Raw genomic sequence first — 16,583 nt, forward strand, 5'->3', positions numbered from 1 at the left:
ATTCTCAAAAGGATTGCCCGATCGATGTCCGTTTTGCATAAAAAAAGCGCCCGCTTACGTGACGAAGAGCGCGCCCGTCTGATTTGGCTCTTGAGCACCGATAAAGCAGTGACCTCCGCGCTGCTGGGCAAACTGACGCTGGCCGAACGCTATGATGAAGGCACGCTGGCCGATGACCTGGCGGAAGTCGAGATCCTGGTCTCGCATCTGCCGCCGCCGGATCTCGCCGATGCGCTGGAAGCGCTCCCCTATGACGCCCGCACCGCGCTGTGGTGCCTGGTGCCTGACGATAAACGTGGCGAAGTGCTGCTGGAAGCCTCAGAAAACGTCTGGGGCGACCTGATCGACAAGATGAGCGACCCCGAGCTGCTGCAGGCGATGCAGCCGCTGGATATCGATGAACAGGTTTACCTGCTGCAGCATCTGCCGCGCAACCTGACCGGACGGCTGCTGGCGACCCTGCCTGCCGAGAAGCGTGCCCGTATTCGCCAGATTATGCGCTACGCCGACAACAGCGTCGGGTCGATCATGGAGTTTGAGGTCATTACGGTGCGACCGGAGGCCACGCTGGCAGCGGTGCAGCGCTATCTGCGGCGTCTGGGTAAAATGCCGGAAAACACCGATAAGCTGTTCGTCACCACCCGTAACAAGCTGCTGCTCGGCGAGCTGGAGCTGCAGACCATTCTGCTCAACGATGCGCAGAAGCGGGTAGGGGAGGTGATGGAGGGCGATCCGGTCACCTTTCAGCCGCACGAAGAGGCGGAGAAGGTGGCGCGCACCTTCGAACGTGATGACTTACTCAGCGCCGCCGTCATTGATGCCGATGGTAAGCTGATCGGGCGACTGACCATCGATGAGATCGTTGATGTGGTTTATGAAGAAACCGATAACGATCTGCGCCGGATGGGGGGCCTGAGCGATGAAGAGGATGTCTTCGCCCCGGTCAGCAAGGCGGTGAAAACGCGCTGGGCGTGGCTGGCGGTCAACCTGTGTACGGCGTTTATCGCTTCCAGGGTCATCGACGGCTTCGAACACACCATTTCACAGCTGGTGGCGCTGGCCTCGCTGATGCCGATCGTCGCCGGGATCGGCGGCAATACCGGCAACCAGACGATCACCATGATCGTCCGGGCGATGGCGCTACAGCAGATCCAGCCCGGCAGCTTTACCTTCCTGATCCTGCGTGAAATGGGGGTCGCCCTGATTAACGGCCTGGTATGGGGCGGGATTATGGGGGCCATTACCTGGTGGCTGTATGACGATCCGCAGCTCGGTGGGGTGATGACGCTGGCCATGATGCTCAACCTGCTGATGGCGGCGATGATGGGCGTGATAATCCCGATGGTTATGGTGAAGCTGGGGCGCGACCCGGCGGTTGGCTCCAGCGTGATGATCACCGCTATCACCGACACCGGCGGCTTCTTTATTTTCCTTGGTCTGGCGACGCTGTTTCTGATGTAGCCTGCGCCTTCGTGCGCAGGCGGCGGGGGATGAGCGCCATGGCGACGATCCCCGCCAGCACGCCGATCGCCAGATTGCTGGTTCCCACCGTTGCGGCGACGGTCACCAGCATCACCAGCGTTTCCGGCCACGGATTACGCACCAGTTCGCCCGGGCGAATACTATGCCAGCTAAAGGTTTTCACCGCCACAATCACCATCACCCCTGCCAGCACCGCCATCGGGATCTGCGCCATCACCTGGCTGAGCGCTGTCACCAGCAGGAGCAGCACCAGACCGGCGATCACCGTTGAGAGTCGGCTGCGGGCTCTGCCCATCTCCACGTTAACGATGGTCTGGCCGATCATCGCGCAGCCGGCGATACCGCCATAACAGCCGGCAAGGATATTAGCGATACCCAGCCCGGCGCTTTCCCGCGATTTGTTCGACGGGGTATGGGTGAGATCGTCCACCAGCTTAGCCGTCAGCAGGGACTCCATCAGACCGACAAAGGCGATACTGAGGGCGCACGGCCAGATAATCTGCAGTGTCGCCAGGTTCAGGGGGACGGTCAGGGCAGTGAATCCCGGCAGGCCGCCGCTCATCGAGCCTTCATCGCCGACGGTGGGCAACTGCTGGCCAGTGGTGACGGTATAGAGAGTGAGCGCGACAATGGCGATCAGTGGCGCCGGGACGGCCTTAATGAAGCGCGGCGCCCAGAGGACGATAAGCAGCGTCAGGACGAACAGGCCGACGATCAGCGGCTGGCGACTCCAGAAGTGCGGTACCTGAGCAAAGAAAATCAGGATCCCGAGGGCATTGACGAACCCGGTCATCACTGCCGGGGGAATAAAACGCATCAGGCGCGCCATGCCGCACAGACCAAACAAAATTTGAATCATACCCGCCAGAATGACCGCCGGCAGAATGTAGCCCACGCCGTACTGATGCACCATTGGGCCAATGACCAGCGCCACCGACCCGGCAGCAGCCGTCACCATTGCCGGGCGCCCGCCGAGGACCGACATCGCCAGGCAAAGCACCACCGAGGCAACCAGGCTGACCTGCGGGTCAACACCGGCAATGACCGAAAACGAAATAACTTCAGGGATTAACGCCAGGGCGGTAAGCACGCCGGCCAGCACTTCGCGCGTCAGTAACGACGGGGAGCGGAGGATGGGGCGCAGATTGCCGGAAGCGGCGGGGTCAGAAACTGGGGGCATAAAAAAAGTTCGCAGCTTATAAAAAAGAGGGAGCGGTGGCAGGCCCTGCTTCCGTGCGGTCTGTCACAAAACCGAGGATGATAGCGCGGAATCCCCAAGGCTACCAGTACAAAAAGTGATTTGGCGTATACATTTATTAAACATTTTTATAACGGATCTCAAAACAGAACTTAAAATTTAAACAATATTTAAATTTTTGAGCTTCGGTGGTAACGTGAGTGGTGAGAATCGTATCACCTGCGCTAAATAAAAACAGCGAGTAAAGTAAGGCTCAAATCCGATGAATAAAAAGATGGCCGTACCACGCTCACAGGCGGTTGGTCCCAACAGCACTCGGACCAACACCCGCCATGAGCAAGAGACGGATGTATTGTTGATTGGCGGCGGCATTATGAGCGCCACACTGGGAACCTGGCTGCAGGAACTTGAGCCAGACTGGTCTATTACCATGGTTGAGCAGATGTCCAGCGTGGCGGAAGAGAGCTCAAACGGGTGGAACAATGCGGGTACCGGCCACGCGGCGCTAATGGAGCTGAACTACACGCCGCAGACCGCCAACGGCATCAATATCGACAAAGCGGTCGACATCAACGAAGCCTTCCATATCTCGCGTCAGTTCTGGGCGCATCAGGTGACGCGCGGCGTCCTGAACAAACCAAAATCTTTCATTAACAGTGTGCCGCACATGAGCTTTGTGTGGGGCGAAGATAACGTCAACTTCCTGCGCGCGCGCTATGCGGCGCTGCAGCAGAGCGAACTGTTCCGCGGTATTCGCTATTCTGAAGACCATCAGCAGATCAAAGCCTGGGCGCCGCTGGTAATGGAAGGCCGCGATCCGCAGCAAAAGGTGGCCGCCACCCGTACTGAAGTGGGAACCGACGTCAACTATGGCGAAATTACCCGCCAGCTGATCGCCGGCCTGCAAAAGCATGATAATTTCTCCCTGCAGCTGGGTACCGTGGTACGTCGCTTCAAGCGCAACGCCGACAAGAGCTGGACGGTCACTCTCGCGGATGCCGACAACCGTCGTCAGAAGCGGGTCATTAAAGCGAAATTCATCTTTATCGGCGCCGGCGGCGCGGCGTTGACGCTGCTGCAGGAAACCGGCATTCCACAGGCCAAAGAGTATGCGGGCTTCCCGGTCGGCGGCCAGTTCCTGGTCTGCGAAAATCCGGAGGTGGTGAACCACCATCTGGCGAAGGTTTACGGCCAGGCCGAAGTGGGCGCGCCGCCGATGTCGGTGCCGCACATTGATACCCGTATTATCGACGGTAAACGCGTGGTGCTGTTCGGGCCGTTCGCCACCTTCTCGACCCGCTTCCTGAAGAACGGTTCATTGTGGGATCTGCTGGCCTCGACGAATACCTCGAATATTCTGCCGATGCTCAACGTCGGTCTGGACAACTTCGATCTGGTGAAATACCTGATTAGCCAGGTGATGCAGAAAGATAAAGATCGCCTGGCGGCGCTGTGCGAGTACTATCCGGAAGCGCGGAAAGAGGACTGGCGGTTGTGGCAGGCCGGTCAGCGCGTGCAGATTATCAAGCGCGATGCGAAGAAGGGCGGGGTACTGCGCCTCGGTACTGAAGTGGTGAGCGATGACGAAGGCACTGTCGCGGCGCTGCTCGGCGCATCGCCAGGCGCCTCCACCGCGGCGCCTATCATGCTGCAGCTAATGGAAAAAGTGTTTAAAGACAAAGTCAATTCGCCGGAATGGCAGGCCAGGCTGAAGGCCATCATCCCGACCTACGGTATTCGCCTTGACGGCAACCAGGCGGAGATTGAGAAAGCGCTGGCGTGGACCAGTGAAGTGCTGGAGCTGAAATATGAGCCGGCCGCGGTGGCGGATGAAGCCCCGCAGGCGGAGCTGAAGCCGCTGAGCGGTGGTAAGCCGATGGCGGATATCGCGCTCTGACAAACGCTCTGACAAAAACGGCAGCCTGCGGGCTGCCATTTTTTTGTCGGTTTGATGGGTCGACTTAGCGGACGACGGCGTTACCGATGGTTTCGTCGGCGCGCCAGATGCGATATTTCACATCGACATTGGTCGGCGCGTACACGACAATCGGCAGCTTGCTGTTGTAGCGCAGCATGGCATCATCGCCGAGACCGGCAGTGACAAATTTCTTCTCTTTCTTGCCATCCGGGCAGGCCATCATGGTAGAGACCGGGCCGCTCAGCTTATCAAAGACATAGTAGTCATAGCCCCAGCCTTCCAGGGTTTTGCTTTCCAGCTTCCCGCCTAAACGATGGTGGTTGCAGTCAACTTCCAGCGTCTGGCCGATTATCAGCTCAACCTTCAGCGCTGACTCATCCTGCTGCTGCGGCAGCTGAATAACCTGACGCTTCATGCCTTTTTCCGCTTTCGGGAACGGCGCGACTTTTTCCAGCGGCTGGTCTGCGGCCAGAGCGCCAGCGGACATGCAGGCGGCGGTCAGCAGAGAAACGGCTAGCGTAGTGATTTTTTTCACGGTTGATCATCCTTTATTTTCGTTCCTGACTGATACAGCCTATCATTGCTTTGCTGAATGTTAAGTTTTATTTACTAATTTTTTCAAAATGAATGGTGTTATGTACTGGTGTGATGCCGTGTCGCACCTTGCGCCACGGCGGCCCATGAAGCTTATTCGTTGCGGCTATTTTTCGCTTCCTCAATGAATTCTTCATCTATTTCATCGGTATTACCGGCATGCTCTCGTCCCGACAGCAGGTTCCAGCAAGCGATAAACAAGGCGGCAATCAGCGGCCCGATAACGAATCCGTTGATACCGTAGATCTCCATGCCGCCCAGCGTGGCGATAAGGATCAGGTAGTCCGGCATTTTGGTATCCTTGCCCACCAGCAGCGGACGCAGAATGTTATCCACCAGGCCAATCACAATCACAAAGAAGCCGACGATAAAGGCGCCCTGCCACAGCTGCCCGGTGGCGAAGAGGTAAATCGCCGCCGGCACCCAGATAATGGCCGAGCCTACCGCCGGGATAAGCGACAGGAACGCCATCAGCGCACCCCACAGAATGCTGCCGTCCAGACCGGCAACCCAGAAGGCAAAGCCGCCCAGCGCCCCCTGCGCCAGCGCCACGGCCACGGTGCCTTTTACCGTGGCGCGGGCGACCGCGGCGAATTTAGCGAACAGGTGCTGCTTCACATAGCTCGATAACGGCAGAGATTCGAGAGTCAACAGCACCAGGTAAGGCCCATCCTTCAGCAGGAAGAACAGCAGGTACAGCATAATGCCGAAGCTGACGGTAAAGCCAAAGGTGCCTTTACCAATCAGAAACGCGCTGCCGGCCAGATACTGGCCGCTTTTCAGCGCAACATCGGAGAGCTGCTGCTGGATCTGCTGCGCGCTATCGAGGTTGTGCTCGGCAAGGAAACCTCTGGCCCAGCCGGGGAGGTGAGCAAACAGACTGGCGACCACCGTCGGGAACTGAGTGTCGTTATGCTGAAGTTTGCTATACACCACGTTCAGCTCGTAGGCCAGCGACGAGAGGATGATCGCCAGCGGCGTAAAAACGATAAGGCAGATAATGACGATGGTCAGCAGCGCCGCGAGGCCATTACGCTCGCCGAGGCGAGTGCGAATCTTGTTTTTGACCGGATTAAAAATCACCGCAAGGATCGCGGCCCAGAGGATGGCGGAATAATAGGGTGAGAGAACATCAAAAAAGGCCAGGGTTACAATAAAGACGATAAGGATGAAAAATCCTTTGGTAAGTCCATTAACTCTCATGTCATCCGCTCCTGCTTATGAGTTATACAGTCGAATGATAGATGCTACGACGTAATTTACCATCAGGATAGTCGTACTCTATAACAGAGGGGAAAAAGTGGATAAAAACCCTGGCAGAAAACCCTGCGGACGCTATTGAGTAAAACAGACAACTTCTGCTTTCAATGCCTGTCCGGTACGCATGATGAAAGCAGTGTTATCTGCAAAATGTGCTGTCAGGAAGCAACGAGGTGTAGAAGCGTAGTATATCGATACGGCAAAAGCGGAGGTTATGGCGGATAATCCATGGTCAAACGGGCAGAAAAAAAGCGCGCAGCGGATATTTCCACGCGCGCCTTATGCAGTGTCTTACTGAAGATTGCCTGCGGTCAGGCTCTCTTTATCAAAGGCATGGCTGACATCAATATGATTCTGATGCATCGATGTATCGATATTGGAACCCGCCTCCGGATGCGTCTGGCTCTTCTCTGCGGCCATCACGCCGGACGAAAGTGTAGCGGCCAACAGCAGTGCGGTGACTACGCCGATATTTTTCATGTTCAGTTCCTTATTTCATCGTGCTGTCGCTGTCGCCTGTTTCTTCCGGCGGCCCGGCAATGTGGCGATTTTATTTCGTCAGCTCAGCGGTCATATGTACGCGGTTATTGAATTGAGCGCTGGTGATTTTGTAAGACGCGCCTTGCTCTGCGGCCTGCGCGGCAATTTTGGCTTCTGCGCGGTCCAGGGTGGAAGCGCTGGCGCTGATGCTCTGAGCAAAAGTACCGAAAGAGATCATAGAGAGTGCGGCAACTGCAACGAAAGTTTTGATGGATTTCATGGTCGTATTCCTTAAGTGTTTTGTCAGTGTTGGAGCGTTGTTGCCCCGATGTGATAAATGATAGGCTGACGGTCGGATGATTAAAATCGAAACAATTTGCTCTCATTGTTCAGTAAATTTGAATAATTATTGTCAAGTATCGCCATCCAGTTTTGTTAAGAAAGCTAAATTACAATTCAGCCTCATTGTCATAACAAATATATAAAAAGTTATTTTTTAACTTTCGATAGATGATTTTCTTGTTTGCTATCATCTGAACTGCAGCAATATAGTTTTTAGGCAGCAATAAGCGCCGGCGTGCGGCAAATAAAAATTATCCACGAATATTTAATTATGATAACTATTAATAAGATCAGTAAAAGCTTCTCCGGTGAAAGAGTGCTAAAAGAGGTCTCGCTCAGTATTCATTCCGGCGAGATTATTTGCATTATTGGCCCCAGCGGCTCAGGGAAAACCACGCTATTACGTACGCTTAATTTCCTGGAGCCTGCCGATAGCGGGCAAATAAGAATAGATGATGTGGCGCTGGATTGCGCAAAAGCGGGCAAAAAGGAGATTGAAAAGCTACGGGCGAAAACCGCCATGGTTTTTCAATCGTGGAATCTCTTTCATAATCTGACCGCACTGCAGAATATTACCGAAGGCCTGATTTACGCTCAAAAGCGCCCGCGTCAGGAGGCGCAGGATATTGCTGAACGACTCTTAAAGCAGGTGGGGTTATTGCATAAAAAAGACAGCTATCCGCATAGTCTCTCCGGCGGCCAAAAGCAGCGTATCGGGATTGCGCGGGCGCTGGCAATTAACCCCGCCGTTCTGCTGCTGGATGAGCCGACTTCCGCGCTGGATCCGGAAAAAGTTGGTGACGTGCTGGAGCTTATTCAGACGATTGCCGCTGCGGGTCAGACGATGATTATCGTGACCCATGAAATGGCGTTCGCCCGCCAGGTCGCTTCCCGGGTGGTATTTATGGAAAACGGCGAAATCGTTGAGCAGGGCCCGGCGGAACAGATATTTGGCGCAGCACAGCAGGGGCGAACCCGGGCGTTTCTGGCGCAACTGCACTATCATGCCTGAGGCTAATGATGAACAATAACCCGCTCTTTAACTGGCAGGATATCGCCGGAATATTGCCGAAACTGCTGGAAAATTTACCCGTGACCCTCGGGATAACGCTGGCATCGCTGCTGCTTGGTTTGACGATCGCGCTGCTGATTGTGCTGCTGCAGTTTAGTCGCTTTAAGCCGCTCAGCGCGGTGGCAAACGGGTATACCGACATTCTGCGTGGCGCCCCCCTGGCGCTGCTGATCCTGCTGTTTTTCTTCGGCGGAAAATTAATTTTGATTGCGCTGGCGCTGCCGCCGCTATGGATTAGCGATACCACCTTTGCGGTGTTGTCTATTTCGGTCAGCATCAGTCCCTATTTTGCAGAAATGATGCGCTCCGCGTGGCGTGCGGTGGATACCGGCCAGAAAGAGGCCATCATCAGCCTCAATATTCCCTGGCATAAGGGAATGCTGCGGATTATTTTTCCCCAGGGGCTCATTATTGCCATTCCCGTTTTTGGTAATCTTTTAATTAACCTCGTGAAGATGACCTCACTGGTCAATATTATTGGTATTGTAGATATTTTTGGCCGTGCACAAAAGATTTCGCAAAATAGCTATGGGGCTAAACAGGTTGCGGCGTTTATTAGTGTTATTATCGTTTACTGGGTGCTGAATAGTATTATTCTCTATTTTACCACTCGTATTGAAAAGAAGTATCAGTTCCTGCTGGAGTGATAGATTAACATGTTTAGCCTGGCGTTCATTCGGGACAATTTTACGTTTATTTTAAGCGCGCTGCCGGTTACCCTGGTGATAACGTTATTGTCCTTACTCTTTTCCACTCTGCTGGGCGCGGCGCTGGCGTGGGTGATTATTCGTCAGGTTCCCGGGGTTCAATGGGGGGCGAAGGTATTTCTCTCCTTTAGCCGTTCGGTCCCGGTACTGGTGATGCTGTATTTCTTTTTTTACGTCTGGCCGTGGATAGCCGCCGGGCTGTTTGGCGGCCCGCAGGATAATATGTACCACTATAAACTCTCGCCACTGGTGGCGGCGGTCACCGCGCTATCGCTGATTTTCAGCGCGTATTTCGCCGAAACCTTTCGCGCAGGCTGGAACGCGGTTGATAAGGGGCAGCGCGAGGCCGCATGGTCAATTGGGCTAAGCGGGTTCACGCAGTTCCGACGCATTATTTTTCCGCAGGCGGCAGTATCCGCACTGCCGAACTTCACCAGCGTGCTGATCGATCTGATTAAAGACACCTCGCTGGTTTACACCATCACCGTTATTGATCTGATGGCGAAAGCCAATATCGCCGCCGCGCGCGGGTTTCATTTTGTCGAAGCCTATTGCGTCGTGCTGGTGATTTATATCGTGCTGTGCCTGGCAATTGCCAGAGCATTGCGCAGTGTAGAACGGTTTCTGCGCGCCCGCTGGCAAGGAAACGTACAAAAGAGTGTTCCACGGTTATCATTTTGGGGAAGGTATTTTGAAAAATAAAATTTTACTGGTGAGTGCGCTGACGTTGGCAATGGGAATTAACGCCGCACAGGCGGTTGAAAAAAGTCCGCACGCGAAGACGATTGAGGTTGTCGTTAACGCTAACGGTTTTCCCTTTAGCTTTGTGGACGATAACAACAATATTACCGGCTACGATGGCGATCTGTTAAAGGTGCTGGACCAGCGGTTAACCGACTATACGTTTCATTTTAATGCGGTCTCGCGCGACGCGATGATCGTCGGCCTGTCGACCGGCGCGTATACCCTTGCGGCGGATCACTTTTATCTCACCAAAGAGCGGGCGGAAAAATATGACCACTCCGGCGAGCCGACCGGGATCAGCGATTTACGCCTGATTGTACGTAACGATGAGAACGATATTCATAACCTTGGCGATCTCGCCAGCGGTAAGAAAAAGCTGGTGCCGATTCATACCTCCGACGCCCGTTATACGGTGATTGAAAACTACAACAAAAAACATCCAGGCCAACAAATTAACCTGCAGCCCAACGGCGAGCAGTCCGCCGCCGATATCTTTAAAGCGGTCGCTTCCGGGGAATACGATGCGGCGATTTATCCCATTGGTGCGCTACTGGCGTTAAATAAGGCGCTAAATCTCAATCTGAAAGCTTCGGATTCCGTCGGCCTGTTTCCTAACGTCTATTTGTATAAAAAAAATACCGACCCGCAGTTGATCAAAGCGATTGATGCGCAGTTGGTTGCCCTGAAAAAGGACGGCACCCTCGCTGAGCTCTCACGGAAATGGTACGCCGAAGATGTGTATGCCCTGCCGGGCGCCAGCGACGTGAAAGTGAATACCGACTGGGAATAAACGCATGACGCAAATAAGCTCGGAGCCGGCGCATAACGCCGCCACCTTAAACGATGAGGTGACCCTGGCGCTGCGCGCCATTACTGAAAAACGCGCGGCTACCATCGGTTACCTGTTGGACGAAAGCCGACAACGGCATATCGCGGATGATTTTGCGCGTGAAGCCATACGCCACTATGGCCGCGATATCGGGCATAAGCTGCGTGCGCAAATGCGCGATCGCCAGGATTTGCAGGAGTTTGCCGGGCTGTTTACCTGCGGTCTGGAATCTCAGGTTTATGAGATGGAGCCCGTTAGCGCCAGCCGGGCTGAATTTATCGTCCTGTTTCACTACTGTCCTTACGTTAACTGCTGGCGGCAGCAGGGGCGGGGCGCCAGCGAAATTGAGACGCTATGCGATATCTGCATGGAAGGCGATCATGCGTTAACCGACGCGTTTCCGGGGCTGCGTTTAGAGGTGCAGACCGCGCTGGCTCGCGGTGATGCCGCCTGTCGGCTGCGTTTTTATCAGTCAGAGTCGCATGAGGCGGAATGGCAACCTTAAGTGGGGGCCACGCAACCAGGTGTTAATCAGACAGAAGCGGCGATGCAGGCACTGAGCGGGCAAAAGCTCACCACGGTTGACGGCGACGTTGACGGACGGATTTATCCCACTGACGGAACGGGGATTCGCGTTGCCGACCCGGCGCGACAAGGCCGGCGCTTCGGTGTTGGTCACGACGAATAGCGTTTTGAATAAGGAGTAAAACTATGGCAAAGGTCCATTTTATTGGTGCCGGACAGATGACGGAGGCGATTATTCGCGCGTCATTAAGCAACGGTACGCTGCGGGCGGACGCGATCTCGCTGGAGGATATCGACAGCGCGCGAATCGAGGCTTTGCACTCCCGCTATCGGTTGTCGGGCGACGGTGGCTTAAGCGAGGCCTCTTTGCTGGTGCTGGGGATCCGTCCGCAGGACGATCTGGCGGCGGTGGCGAGCCGCGTGCGCGCCCAGCTAAACGGCTCGACGACGGTGGTTTCTCTGATCGCGGGAGTGACCCTGGAAAAGCTGGCCTCCCTGTTTGGTGAGACAACGCCGATTGCCAGGACGATCCCCAATACCCTGACCGATACCGGATTTGGCTATAGCGGCGTAACCTTAAACGCCCACGCCAGCACGGCTGAGATCGAGCCCTTTCTGCGCGGTTTTGGCAAAGTGCTGTATTTGCCAGAGCGGTTGATCGATGTCTTTACCGGTTTTGGCGTCGCGGGGCCTAACTATATTTACTACTTTATTGAGTCGCTTACCGATGCCGGCGTACTGGCGGGGCTGTCGCGGCCTCAGGCGACGGAGGTGGTGCTGGAGAACCTCCTCGGCGCGGTCGAGATGCTGCGCCAAAGCCAGAAGCATCCGCGTCAGCTTCTGGATATCAATAATTCACCGGCGGGAGTCGGGATCCACGCTCTGTATGAGCTGAACAACAGTGACTTTGCCGCAGCCCTTCAGCGCAGCGTACTGGCGGCGGTCAGGCGTACCCGTGAACTGGGACAGCGCTAAACCCCTTCTTCCCGCCACTGGCCGTGCAGCACCCGGCGCTTTTCCGGCGATGCGCTTAAAGGCACGGCTTAAGGCTGCATGAGAACGGTCGCCCAGCCGGATCGCTAACGTCGTCTATTAATCCACGGGGAGCAGGACAAGTTCAGGCATTGGTCATTCGACATGCCAGGGGGAATATGCCTGAAGATCCCGTTTAAATTCGACGGAAAACAGGCAACAAAAAACCCGCAAACTCGGAGAGAGTGCGGGTTTCTGTAGGGTTACCGGTCGTTAACAAAACTTACCGGTGAATGATTTGGTCGGCACGAGAGGATTTGAACCTCCGACCCCCGACACCCCATGACGGTGCGCTACCAGGCTGCGCTACGTGCCGACGCGTGGGGAACAATATTACCCGTTCCCCGAGCGAATGCAAGCGGGTCGCGCGCGATTGATTCATAATTAATCAATCAGTTAGCGATAAAGCGTTTTTCGTCAGTCAGGACCTGCAGCAACAGGCTGAGCTGCGGTTTCTGATCTTTAATTTTCTCGCCGTCGCGGCTCCAGGTGGTATAGGTGCCGTTATGGTTGAGGACCACGGTGATGGTCGGGGTGGTAATGGCCAGCGTATCGCCGTTGGCCGCGGTGACCCAGTTCCGACGTCGTGCGGCGCTGAACAGATCTTCACCCTGCGAGTACTCATTGGCTGGCGTCGAAACGTGGAGCAGGCGCTGCATCAGCGTGGTCATTACATCTTTGTTATCGGTCAGCGTGGCAATTTCCTGCGCCGGCGTGCCCGGCCAGTGAATAACCAGCGGCACCTGCAACTGCTCGCGCGACCAGTCGAACGAGTCGTGTTTGACGTTAAGCGGCTTGCCGTGGCCGCCAGTGATAATCACCACCGTGTTGTCGAGCTTGCCGGCTGCGCGTAGCGCGGTCAGCACCCGATCAATTTGGGCGTCAACATCACCTGCCGCCTTGCTGTAACGGCGGACAAAGCCCTGTTGCTGCGTGTCGTCGAGGGTGGTGCCGTTGAGCGAGATCCACGAGAACCAGCGATTCTCATCCTGCGCGTAACGGTCCAGCCAGCCGATCCACTGATTGGCCGTCTGCTCGTCGCTCTGAGTCTTCGCGCTCGGTAGCGAGAAGTCGGAGAGCAGCGCCTGGCGATAGAGCGGGCTGCTAAACCCATCGGAGGAGAACAGGCCCAGCTGGTAGCCCTGCTGGTTGAGGGCGGTGATCAACGCGGCGGGAATACGCGCCGAGAGGACACCGTCCATATAGCCTGGTGAAATACCGTAGAACAGGCCAAACAGGCCGCTGTCGGCGGTATTACCCGAACTCATATGCTGGGTAAAATTGACGTTCTCTTTGGCGAACGCCGCCAGCGCCGGCATGGTCTTTTCAAACCGCGAATAGTTCAGGTTGTCGACGGTGATCAGCAGCACGTTGTAGCCCGCGCCGAGATCACGGTAGCGCAGGTTGCTGAGCGGATACTGGACCGATACCGCCTCCGGCGCCCCTTGCTCCACCAGACGACGCTGATAATCCTGGGCGTCGAGCAGGCCATGTTTCTCGAGGAAACGGCGGGCGGTCATCGGATAAGAGAGCGGCAGATTCGCCCGCTGCATCGTGATCGGGCGATAGAAGTTGGCATCCGCCCAGATATAGACCAGGTGGCTGCTGATAAACGACAGAAAGAAGAACCAGGCGACCGGGCGGGCGTAATGACGGCGGCGCGTCAGGCTGCGCAGTTTCTGCCAGCTCCAGGTGGCGAAGAGCATTTCAATCAAAAAGATGACCGGGACGCTGATAAACATCAGCTGCCAGTCGCGCGCCATCTCATTCTGGTCAGGGTTGATGACCAGCTCCCAGACGACCGGGTTTAAGTGAAGATGGAAGCGGGTGAAGACCTCGCTATCTATCAGCAGCAGCGTCATCCCGGCGGTGGCAAGGATCACCGACAGGAAGCGCATCAGGCGCTGCGAGACCACGATAAAGGTCAACGGGAAGAGGATCAGCACATAGCTGGTAAACACCAGGAAGCTGAAGTGTCCGACGAGACTGACGTACGAAAAAAGCCGTCCGGCAAGCGTCGTCGGCCAGTCGGCGACAAAAAGATAGCGGCTGCCGAGCACCATGGCCAACAACATGTTGAACAGGGCGAACCAGTGCCCCCAGCTGACCATCTGGGAGACTTTTTCTCGGTAGGGCTGACGTAGAGTCACCATATACTGTTGCTGTTATCCTTAATGCGCCGGATCGTCGTTAATGGAAGACTGCAAAGCCTGCGCGAAAGAACGGGCGATGGCCTGACGCTGCGCCGGCGCGACGCTACTGTTGATCAGGTTGGTCACCATATTGCCTAACACCATTAGTGAAAGGTCAACCGGGGCTTTGTGTGATTCCAGGACGTTCGTTAGCTCGCTGAGCAACTGTTCGACCTGTTGATCGCTATAGCGGGAAATTTGCGGCATAAACTCAAAATCTGTTTGTTCGTGAAAGGGCAACATATTACCGTAGCAGCAGCTTTTTTTCCGCATTTTTTCGCCGCGACGCAAAAGCGCACCGATCGTCGGTAACAACGTCGAAATGTGTGGCGCCAGTTGCGTCGGTAACCCGGCGGTGGTTGAATACCGCCCGGTCTAAAAGGAGAGTTTAACATGAGTCTGGATATCGACCAGATTGCCCTGCATCAGTTAATCAAACGTGATGAACAAAATCTGGAGCTGGTGCTGCGCGAGTCACTGCTGGAGCCGAATGCGACGGTCGTCGAGATGATGGCTGAACTGCACCGGGTCTATAGCGCCAAAAGCAAAGCCTATGGCCTGTTCAATGAAGAGAGTGAACTGGCGCAGGCGCTGCGCCTGCAGCGTCAGGGGGAAGAAGAGTTTCTGGCGTTCAGCCGCGCGGCGACTGGTCGTCTGCGCGATGAACTGGCGAAATACCCGTTCGCCGAAGGGGGGATCGTCCTCTTCTGCCAGTATCGTTACCTGGCGGTCGAGTATCTGCTGGTGGCGGTGCTCAATAACCTGAGCAGTATGCGCGTCAACGAAGAGCTGGATATCCGCTCGACCCATTATCTGGATATTAACCATGCTGATATCGTCGCGCGCATCGATTTAACCGAGTGGGAAACCAACCCGGAGTCGACCCGCTATCTGACCTTCCTGAAAGGGCGGGTAGGGCGCAAAGTGGCCGATTTCTTTATGGATTTCCTCGGCGCCAGCGAAGGGCTTAACGCCAAAGCGCAGAACCGCGGCCTGCTGCAGGCGGTGGACGACTTCGCCGCCGATGCTCAGCTTGATAAATCCGAGCGACAGAATGTGCGTCAGCAGGTCTACGCGTACTGCAACGAACAGCTGCAGGCCGGGGAAGAGATTGAGCTGGAGTCACTGTCCAAAGAGCTCGCCGGCGTCAGCGAAAAGAGCTTCCAGGAATTCACTGCCGCGCAGGGCTATGAGCTGGAAGAGAGCTTCCCGGCGGATCGCAGCACCTTACGCCAGCTGACCAAGTTTGCCGGCAGCGGCGGCGGATTGACCATTAACTTCGACGCCATGCTGTTAGGTGAACGCGTATTCTGGGATCCCGCCACCGATACCCTGACCATTAAGGGCACCCCGCCGAACCTGCGCGACCAGCTGCAGCGCCGGACGTCCGGCGGCAATTAAGCCCCATGCCCTGTCGGCGCTATCGCTGAACGGGGATGATCTCCACGCCGCACTGCACCAGCTGCTGGCGCAGCGCGGCGTCGGGTTCACCGTCGACGATAAGCGTACTGGCGAGGCTCAGTTCGCCGATGGCAAAGGCTGACGCGGCGTTGAGCTTCTCCCGGGACGCCATCACCACGGTTTCCGCCGCTCTGGCCGCCAGTGCGCGTTTGATGCCCGCTTCTTCATAATCACCGGTAGTGAAACCTGCCCGCGGGTGGATGCCGGTCACCCCCATAAAGAACAGATCGGCATTGATCCGCGCCATACCCGCCAGCGTCTCGGCGCCCACAGCGACGACCGAATGTTTAAACACTTTGCCCCCGAGCAGGATCACCTCGATTCGCGGGTGGTCCACCAGCGCCACGGCGATGCCAGGGCTGTGGGTGACCACCGTACAGTTCAGTTCCGCAGGTAAAAAGCCGATCATTGCCGCAGTGGTGGTGCCGCCATCGACAATCACCACCTGTCCAGGCTGGATCAGCGCGGCGGCGGCGCGGGCGACTGCCTGCTTGGAGGCGATCTGCACGCTTTTGCGCGTTTCAATAGGCGCAATAGCGGCAGAAACCGGCAGTGCGCCGCCGTGGACCCGCTGCAGTTTTCCTTCCGCCGCCAGCTCGCGCAGATCGCGGCGAATGGAGTCCTCGGAGACGTTGAACCGCTGGCTTAGCTCCCCGGACATCACCTGTTTTTCCTCGGTGAGGATCTGGAGGATCTGCTGTTTTCTCTGACTGGCGAGCATGATTTTTCCTTCACGAATGATCTTGT

17 protein-coding genes, 1 tRNA gene and 1 pseudogene are annotated in these 16,583 nt (G+C 55.9%); 9 read left to right on the top strand and 10 right to left on the bottom strand.

The window, feature by feature from the left end; genetic code table 11:
* Nucleotides 1-24 precede the first annotated feature (24 nt).
* The gene (gene mgtE, locus AC3EMD_RS07595) at nt 25-1,461 is read left to right on the top strand and encodes a magnesium transporter (RefSeq protein WP_012541001.1); all 1,437 of its coding nucleotides are present in this window, start codon (nt 25-27) and stop codon (nt 1,459-1,461) included.
* Here the strand turns inward: mgtE and AC3EMD_RS07600 are convergent.
* Nucleotides 1,424-2,584, bottom strand: a complete 1,161-nt coding sequence (locus AC3EMD_RS07600; RefSeq protein ID WP_072125767.1) for a SulP family inorganic anion transporter — start codon at nt 2,582-2,584, stop codon at nt 1,424-1,426. The genes mgtE and AC3EMD_RS07600 overlap by 38 nt on opposite strands.
* 358 nt (nt 2,585-2,942) lie before the next feature.
* On the opposite strand from AC3EMD_RS07600, the gene mqo reads away from it, so the two are divergent.
* Nucleotides 2,943-4,577: a malate dehydrogenase (quinone) gene (gene mqo / locus AC3EMD_RS07605; protein ID WP_302074010.1), complete on the top strand. Its 1,635-nt coding sequence runs from the start codon at nt 2,943-2,945 to the stop codon at nt 4,575-4,577.
* 64 nt (nt 4,578-4,641) lie between these two features.
* Here mqo and eco read toward each other — a convergent pair whose 3' ends face one another.
* The 4 genes from eco to AC3EMD_RS07625 all read right to left on the bottom strand — a co-directional run bounded on the left by eco (nt 4,642) and on the right by AC3EMD_RS07625 (nt 7,212).
* Nucleotides 4,642-5,133 carry a serine protease inhibitor ecotin gene (eco, locus tag AC3EMD_RS07610; protein WP_032733375.1) on the bottom strand — a complete coding sequence of 164 codons (492 nt, stop codon included), beginning with the start codon at nt 5,131-5,133 and terminating at the stop codon, nt 4,642-4,644.
* 152 nt (nt 5,134-5,285) lie between these two features.
* Nucleotides 5,286-6,395 carry an AI-2E family transporter gene (locus AC3EMD_RS07615; RefSeq protein WP_012967534.1) on the bottom strand — a complete coding sequence of 370 codons (1,110 nt, stop codon included), beginning with the start codon at nt 6,393-6,395 and terminating at the stop codon, nt 5,286-5,288.
* A gap of 348 nt (nt 6,396-6,743) precedes the next feature.
* Nucleotides 6,744-6,932 (bottom strand): hypothetical protein, encoded by a 189-nt coding sequence (locus AC3EMD_RS07620; protein WP_008803987.1) that lies wholly within the window; start codon nt 6,930-6,932, stop codon nt 6,744-6,746.
* Nucleotides 6,933-7,002: 70 nt separating this feature from the next.
* Nucleotides 7,003-7,212 carry a YdgH/BhsA/McbA-like domain containing protein gene (locus AC3EMD_RS07625; RefSeq protein WP_004102265.1) on the bottom strand — a complete coding sequence of 70 codons (210 nt, stop codon included), beginning with the start codon at nt 7,210-7,212 and terminating at the stop codon, nt 7,003-7,005.
* 333 nt (nt 7,213-7,545) lie between these two features.
* Between AC3EMD_RS07625 and AC3EMD_RS07630 the strand changes: the two genes are divergently transcribed.
* From AC3EMD_RS07630 to AC3EMD_RS07655, 6 genes are all read left to right on the top strand, one after another.
* Complete coding sequence (locus AC3EMD_RS07630; protein ID WP_302074011.1) at nt 7,546-8,286, top strand: amino acid ABC transporter ATP-binding protein; 741 nt, start codon at nt 7,546-7,548, stop codon at nt 8,284-8,286.
* Nucleotides 8,287-8,294: 8 nt separating this feature from the next.
* Nucleotides 8,295-8,993 (top strand): amino acid ABC transporter permease, encoded by a 699-nt coding sequence (locus AC3EMD_RS07635; protein ID WP_302074177.1) that lies wholly within the window; start codon nt 8,295-8,297, stop codon nt 8,991-8,993.
* Between the two features lie 9 nt (nt 8,994-9,002).
* Nucleotides 9,003-9,755, top strand: a complete 753-nt coding sequence (locus AC3EMD_RS07640; RefSeq protein ID WP_016161566.1) for an amino acid ABC transporter permease — start codon at nt 9,003-9,005, stop codon at nt 9,753-9,755.
* Nucleotides 9,745-10,587: a transporter substrate-binding domain-containing protein gene (locus tag AC3EMD_RS07645; protein ID WP_022065447.1), complete on the top strand. Its 843-nt coding sequence runs from the start codon at nt 9,745-9,747 to the stop codon at nt 10,585-10,587. The genes AC3EMD_RS07640 and AC3EMD_RS07645 overlap by 11 nt, the downstream gene beginning before the upstream one ends.
* Nucleotides 10,588-10,591: 4 nt before the next feature.
* Nucleotides 10,592-11,131 (top strand): L-2-amino-thiazoline-4-carboxylic acid hydrolase, encoded by a 540-nt coding sequence (locus tag AC3EMD_RS07650; protein WP_032730830.1) that lies wholly within the window; start codon nt 10,592-10,594, stop codon nt 11,129-11,131.
* A gap of 206 nt (nt 11,132-11,337) precedes the next feature.
* Nucleotides 11,338-12,126 carry a pyrroline-5-carboxylate reductase family protein gene (locus AC3EMD_RS07655; protein WP_302074012.1) on the top strand — a complete coding sequence of 263 codons (789 nt, stop codon included), beginning with the start codon at nt 11,338-11,340 and terminating at the stop codon, nt 12,124-12,126.
* Between the two features lie 12 nt (nt 12,127-12,138).
* Here the strand turns inward: AC3EMD_RS07655 and AC3EMD_RS07660 are convergent.
* The 4 genes and pseudogenes from AC3EMD_RS07660 to AC3EMD_RS07675 all read right to left on the bottom strand — a co-directional run.
* A pseudogene (locus AC3EMD_RS07660) lies at nt 12,139-12,234 on the bottom strand (AraC family transcriptional regulator); the annotation flags it as partial.
* Between the two features lie 188 nt (nt 12,235-12,422).
* Nucleotides 12,423-12,499: transfer RNA gene (locus AC3EMD_RS07665), tRNA-Pro, on the bottom strand.
* 76 nt (nt 12,500-12,575) lie between these two features.
* The gene (gene yejM / locus AC3EMD_RS07670) at nt 12,576-14,336 is read right to left on the bottom strand and encodes an LPS biosynthesis-modulating metalloenzyme YejM (RefSeq protein ID WP_008803994.1); all 1,761 of its coding nucleotides are present in this window, start codon (nt 14,334-14,336) and stop codon (nt 12,576-12,578) included.
* An 18-nt stretch (nt 14,337-14,354) separates the two neighbouring features.
* Complete coding sequence (locus AC3EMD_RS07675) at nt 14,355-14,582, bottom strand: YejL family protein (RefSeq protein ID WP_004195346.1); 228 nt, start codon at nt 14,580-14,582, stop codon at nt 14,355-14,357.
* 186 nt (nt 14,583-14,768) lie between these two features.
* On the opposite strand from AC3EMD_RS07675, the gene yejK reads away from it, so the two are divergent.
* Complete coding sequence (gene yejK / locus AC3EMD_RS07680) at nt 14,769-15,776, top strand: nucleoid-associated protein YejK (RefSeq protein WP_008803995.1); 1,008 nt, start codon at nt 14,769-14,771, stop codon at nt 15,774-15,776.
* 19 nt (nt 15,777-15,795) lie between these two features.
* On the opposite strand, the gene AC3EMD_RS07685 is transcribed toward yejK, so the two are convergent.
* Complete coding sequence (locus AC3EMD_RS07685; protein WP_008803996.1) at nt 15,796-16,557, bottom strand: DeoR/GlpR family DNA-binding transcription regulator; 762 nt, start codon at nt 16,555-16,557, stop codon at nt 15,796-15,798.
* Between the last annotated feature and the right edge of the window lie 26 nt (nt 16,558-16,583).

It is taken from the genome of Klebsiella sp. PK18, assembly GCF_057784655.1.